The sequence below is a fragment of the Zhongshania sp. genome (genome assembly GCF_041584495.1).
Classification (GTDB): Bacteria; Pseudomonadota; Gammaproteobacteria; order Pseudomonadales; family Spongiibacteraceae; genus Spongiibacter.
The window spans coordinates 1-5,452 of sequence record NZ_JBFHDY010000163.1 but is presented as its reverse complement, the minus strand read 5'-3'; the positions used below and the strand labels follow the sequence as shown (position 1 = coordinate 5,452).

The 5,452-nt window shown below is 48.3% G+C and carries 3 protein-coding genes and 1 pseudogene; all 4 read right to left on the bottom strand.

The genetic code is table 11. The features are described from left to right. Window positions 1–160 precede the first annotated feature (160 nt). The gene (locus ABYP33_RS17095) at window positions 161–442 is read right to left on the bottom strand and encodes a pyrimidine/purine nucleoside phosphorylase (protein WP_373092363.1); all 282 of its coding nucleotides are present in this window, start codon (window positions 440–442) and stop codon (window positions 161–163) included. Between the two features lie 50 nt (window positions 443–492). Beyond that, on the bottom strand, window positions 493–3,624 hold the full coding sequence (locus tag ABYP33_RS17090) for an efflux RND transporter permease subunit (RefSeq protein WP_373092362.1): 3,132 nt from the start codon (window positions 3,622–3,624) through the stop codon (window positions 493–495). Between the two features lie 76 nt (window positions 3,625–3,700). After that, window positions 3,701–4,846 carry an efflux RND transporter periplasmic adaptor subunit gene (locus tag ABYP33_RS17085; RefSeq protein WP_373092361.1) on the bottom strand — a complete coding sequence of 382 codons (1,146 nt, stop codon included), beginning with the start codon at window positions 4,844–4,846 and terminating at the stop codon, window positions 3,701–3,703. 373 nt (window positions 4,847–5,219) lie between these two features. Then, window positions 5,220–5,452: pseudogene (locus ABYP33_RS17080) on the bottom strand (hypothetical protein); the annotation flags it as partial.

Genomic DNA, 5,452 nt, shown 5'->3' with positions numbered 1-5,452 from the left:
CCCTTGCCGGGCCGATAGTGGACTCTCACCACCAAGTCATCCAATCGCCACCACGCGGTTTGGAACAGCGCCCGTCACGGCGCTACGCGCCATGCCTGGCGCACGCATAAAAAAGGGTGTTCAAAAACACCCTCTTCAAATCAGTCGCGAGCGTAAAATATTAGCCGTATATACACAGATAGGCGGTATTAACCACTACCTTCAAGTCGAAGTGGTTATTGCCAGGTACATCGAAACCCTGACCGTCGGCGAAGGTTTGCCATTCACTCTGACCTGGCAGCAATACCGTCAACGCACCACTAATCACTTCCATACGTTCAGCGGCGTCAGTACTAAAACGGTATTCGCCGGGCGCCATAACACCCACTGAAGCAGGCTTGTCTGCTGTCGCAAAGCCCAGCGACTGAACATTATTGTCGAAATAGCTATTGTGCTTAATCATGGTGATCCCCAGATGCGTAAAAAACCGCGCAATCATACGCGGCTAATCCCTCATACGCCAGCGTGAAGCTCATCGGCAACCATCCGCTTAGACTGCCCAAGCACCTGATGATCTCGGCCTATGTACATATACATGGCTGGCACCACAAATAACGTGAACAGGGTACCAATGGTCATACCAGAGCTAATCACCATACCCAGTGAGAAGCGCGAAGCAGCACCAGGCCCAGTTGCCAATAACAAAGGTACCATGGCCACAACTAATGCGGCCGTCGTCATTAAAATTGGCCGCAAACGAATGGAGCTGGCCTCTTCAATCGCTTCACGCTTAGACATGCCCTCTTCTTGCATACGATTCGCAAAATCCACAATCAAAATTCCGTGCTTTGAAATGACGCCAATCAAGGTCACCAAGCCAACCTGGGTGTATATATTCAAACTCATCCCAGAAAAATTCGTTAACTGCATACCATTGGTCATGGCAAAAATATTCAAGGTCAGCAATGCACCACAAATCGACATAGGCACCGTGACCAAAATAATTAACGGGTCACGAAAGGACTCAAACTGCGCCGCCAGCACTAAGTAAATAATGATGAGCGCAAAGCCGAAAGTCGCCACCAGTGCCGAGCCCTCTTGCTTAAACTGGCGCGAAGATCCCGCATAGTCAATTTGAAAACCCGCAGGCATTTCTTCTCGGGCGATATTTTCAAGCAATGCTAACGCCTCGCCCTGAGAAATATCCGGTCGAGGTACGGCCACGATGGTATTCGACATTAATTGCTGTGCGTGGGGAATAAAACGCGGAACCACCCGTTCTCGCATCGTCACAACGGTTGAGAGCGGAATTAACTCACCACTGCCAGTTCGGGTATAGAAGCCGGCAAGTTGATCTGGATTTAATCTGGACTCTCGCTCCACTTGAGCAATGACCTTATAAGCCCGCCCTTGAAAAGCAAATTTATTGACCTCTCCGCCCGCCATCATCGCCGCCAAGTCGGCGCTCAAGGCGCTCATATCAATACCCAATAACGCCGCTTTCTCACGATTAATATCCAGTACGGTTTCAGGTCTGTCGATATTCATATCCGGTGCGACAAAAAAGAACCTATTGCTCTGCATAGCCCTTTCAACTACGGCTTTACCAACGTCCGCCATAGTTTGTGGATCAGCAATAGATTTAAGGACAAATTCAACCGGGTAGCCCTGCCCCGGAGTTGGTAATGCAGGGGGCTGAAATATTGCCGTACGCACCCCCGCAGACTGACTAACCTTGGCATTCACATCATTGGCAATCTGGGTCATTGTTTTATCACGCTCAGCCCAAGGCTTAGCAATCATGCCAAAAAATGCGGTATTAGTGCCCCCACCCTCATTGGTACTAAAGGCAAATAAATGCCCGACATCTTTCTCCGCCAAGGCGAGCTTTTGGTTAGCCATAAAATATCGGCCCAGATATTCCTTAGACGCGTAACCATCTGCCTCATTGAGTGCGCCAGCAAAGCCAAAATCTTCTGCTGGCGCAAGCTCAGAGGGGCTTGAGGCAAACAAAAAATAACATGACACAAGAACAATTAATCCGAAAACACCGATAACGTGACGCTGATCTAACGCGCCATGCAATCGAGCTCGATAGCCGTCCCTCCACAGATCAAATTTTTTATCTAAGAAATTCGCCAGACGATTTCCATTTTCACTTCCATTATGGGATCGCTTTAAAATTTTAGCACACATCATCGGTGTTAACGTCAGCGCGATCACACCAGAAATCAACACAGCTCCCGCCAAAGTAAAGGCGAACTCCGTAAATAATTTACCTGTAATTCCCGTTAAAAATCCAATCGGAGCGTAAACCGCCACAAGGGTTATCGTCATTGTAACAACGGGACCGACTAATTCTCTCGCGCCAATAATAGCCGCTTTATTCGGCTCAATACCCTCTTCTATATGGCGATGAATATTTTCCAACACAATTATCGCGTCATCAACCACCATACCAATTGCTAAAACCATAGCCAATAACGTGAGCAAATTTATGGAGAAACCCATTAAAAACATCAAAAATAAGGCACCAACGAGCGCCAAAGGTACGGTCACCGCAGGTATCAAAGAGCTGCGCATTGAACCTAAAAACAAGAAAATAACCACAATCACGATCATGACGGCTTCAAGCAGAGTCGCTTGCACATCGTCAATGGCGCTGCGAACGTAAGCTGTAGCGTCATAACTCAATTCACCGTTAAGTCCCTCTGGCAACGCCTCAAAAATAGCGGGCAAATGCTCGCGGACCTCGGCCATTACATCCAGCAAATTGGCATTTGGCCGAACTGTCAAAGCAACAAAAATACTAGGTTTAGTATCCCAGTATGCGCCATAATCATAGCTGTCAGCCCCTAAAGTTACCGTGGCGACATCCCCCAGCTTCACCAGAGTATTGCCGTCAGATCGCAAGACCATTTCTCGAAATTCATCGACTTGATGTAAATCAGTTCCGGCCGACAGTCCAACTTTAACGTAATTGCCATTTGTTTGGCCGACCGCCGATAGCACGTTTTGCTTACGAATTTCTGCTACTACCTCACTAGCACTAAAATTATAAGCTACTAGTTTTTCGGGGTTTAACCAAACTCTCATAGCATAGTTTTTGGCCCCCAATACGTTAACTTTCTCTATGCCGCCAATAGCCGATAGTTCCGGCTCAACCACCCGCACGATATAGTCAGTAATTTGGCTATCGTTAAGCGCATCAGAATAAAAAGAGATGTACATGGCAGCGGTACTATTGCTATCCGCCAGCTGGATAACAGGGTCTTCGGATCCTTCGGGCAACTGGTTACGGAGTTTTGACACCTTAGCCGATATTTCCGTCAGCGCCTCATTTGGGTCTTTATCTAAGCGCAGGTTTGCGGTGATCGTCGCACTACCCTGCACCGACTTTGAAGTCAAAAAGTCGATGCCGTCAGCAGAGGCAATTTCCCGCTCCAGCGGCGTCGTCACAAAGCCCTCTACCAAGGCTGGCTCTGCACCTGGATAAGCGACAATTACCGAGACCTGCGCATTCTGAAGTTCAGGGTATTCACGTACGGTCAAATCTTGGCCAGCACGTAAGCCTAATAATAAAATTACTAAACTAACTACGATCGCCAATACCGGGCGCTTTATAAAGATATCAGTGAAATTCATTATTTCTCTCAGCTTATCGCCAGCAATCCATTACACCAGCAGGGCTGGCGACCTTATCTTCAGGCAAACGAGGCCTTCAGCCCGCATCGGGCTGGGGCTCCAGCCCCGGCTGCGGTGCGTTGCTATTATCAATAACGACCGACTGTTTATTCCGCAGTTTCAACAACCCCGTGCTTGCCACTTCGGTACCCGGCTCTAAGCCAGAAATAACAGAAATAAAATCACCCCTCGCCTCACCTAAACGAACAAAGCGTTGAATTACCTCTAAATTAAGTTCTTCTTCGGCAGCCGAGTCCCTTTCGGGCTCGCCGTCAACCTGCTTTGTTTCCCTTTTTTGTTGGACAACAAATACTGAATCGCCGTAAGAGGTGTAATTCACTGCTGAGCGAGGGATCACGACAACATCATTATCACCTGGCAGGGTGATCTCAACGCTAGCGAATAGACCAGGCTTTAGCCTTTGAGTTGGATTAGCTAAACGTGCGCGCAAGTCAAAATTCCGAGTTTGTGGATTAACACGTGGTTCTATCGCAAGAATTTCGCCCTGAAAAGTTTGGTCTGGAAAAGCATCAACCATAACCGAAACGCCGAGACCTGGCTCCAGCAATGACAAATAATGTTCTGGCAGCGAGAAATCGACATTAATAGGATCTAGCTTTTGCAACGTCACTATCGCAGCGCCCACGCCCAGATACTGGCCAACATTCACTCGTTTAATACCAAGCTTACCGCCAAAAGGTGCCTTTACTACCTTCTGCGCCAAACGGCCTTTCTGCGCTTCTATCGCCGCAAGAGCAACATTTGTTTCCGCCTCGGCGGTATCCAACTCAGCCTTAGATATCGATTTACCTCGGTATAACTGCTCCTTACGCGTCCGGTTCAACTCGCTCAGTTCAGCCTGAGCTTGCAAACGCTTTAACTCACCCTCTTCACTTGCCGCAGACAACGTTAGCAGCAGGTCGCCACGCTTAACGGTATCGCCAGATTCAAAATGAATTGCTGTCACCACCCCGTCGACTTCCGCAGTAAGGTCAGCGCCATTGACAGCCACCAAACTACCGACCGCCTTGAGTTGATTTGGCCACTGCATTCTTTCGGCATTGGCACTTGCCACCGTCACTGCTGGCGGCGGCATCGAATTCAAATAATCATTCATTGCCTTATTGCCGAACCACTTCATGCCAAACACGCCGCCAAAGACCAGCGTACTCAGTACGAGCATGATTATCATCCGTCTAGTCATATTACGTCCCTAATAGGTTCAACAGTTGCGTTCGACCAATATTTGACACTTCCATACGTGAAGCAAGGGCATGAAAGCAAAGGCAAAAAAAATAGCACTGTCTGTCATAAAGGTCGAGCTCCGAAGTGTAACATTACACGAGCGTAATCGTGAAAACTCAGTAACTTAGCACCCGAAATCTAGTTTTGAGCGCAGCATCAAGATTGAATATGAAATTGATAAGCGGCGGCAATTTTTTCGGTATACCGATGGCACACCAAAACATTCAGACGAAAAAACTACTGATTCAGCAAGTTTTTTAATGGTGGCAGAGCGAGGTTCGAACCCTCGACGAGGCGATAAACCCCGCAATTCAGCGGCTTGTGGGGTTTATAGACTCGTCGGGCATTGTCGTGATACAGCCTTTACCGCGTCGCACACCTTCTATACCCAGCCGCTTCAATTGATCGCTACGAACACCGGGCTTGGTGCCAGAATCAACCTCAATCTTATTGATCCATGTCCTTAGCGTTTCAGGTGTGCAAGCAATCTTGGCTGCCACTGACTGAGTCGCAGCCCAACGAGATGAATAGCCATGTCCACTGG

Bases quoted from the DNA above. Each gene is read 5' to 3' on its own strand.
- ABYP33_RS17095 (WP_373092363.1), bottom strand. From the start codon at position 442: ATGATTAAGCACAATAGCTATTTCGACAATAATGTTCAGTCGCTGGGC.
- ABYP33_RS17090 (WP_373092362.1), bottom strand. From the start codon at position 3,624: ATGAATTTCACTGATATCTTTATAAAGCGCCCGGTATTGGCGATCGTA.
- ABYP33_RS17085 (WP_373092361.1), bottom strand. From the start codon at position 4,846: ATGCTCGTACTGAGTACGCTGGTCTTTGGCGGCGTGTTTGGCATGAAG.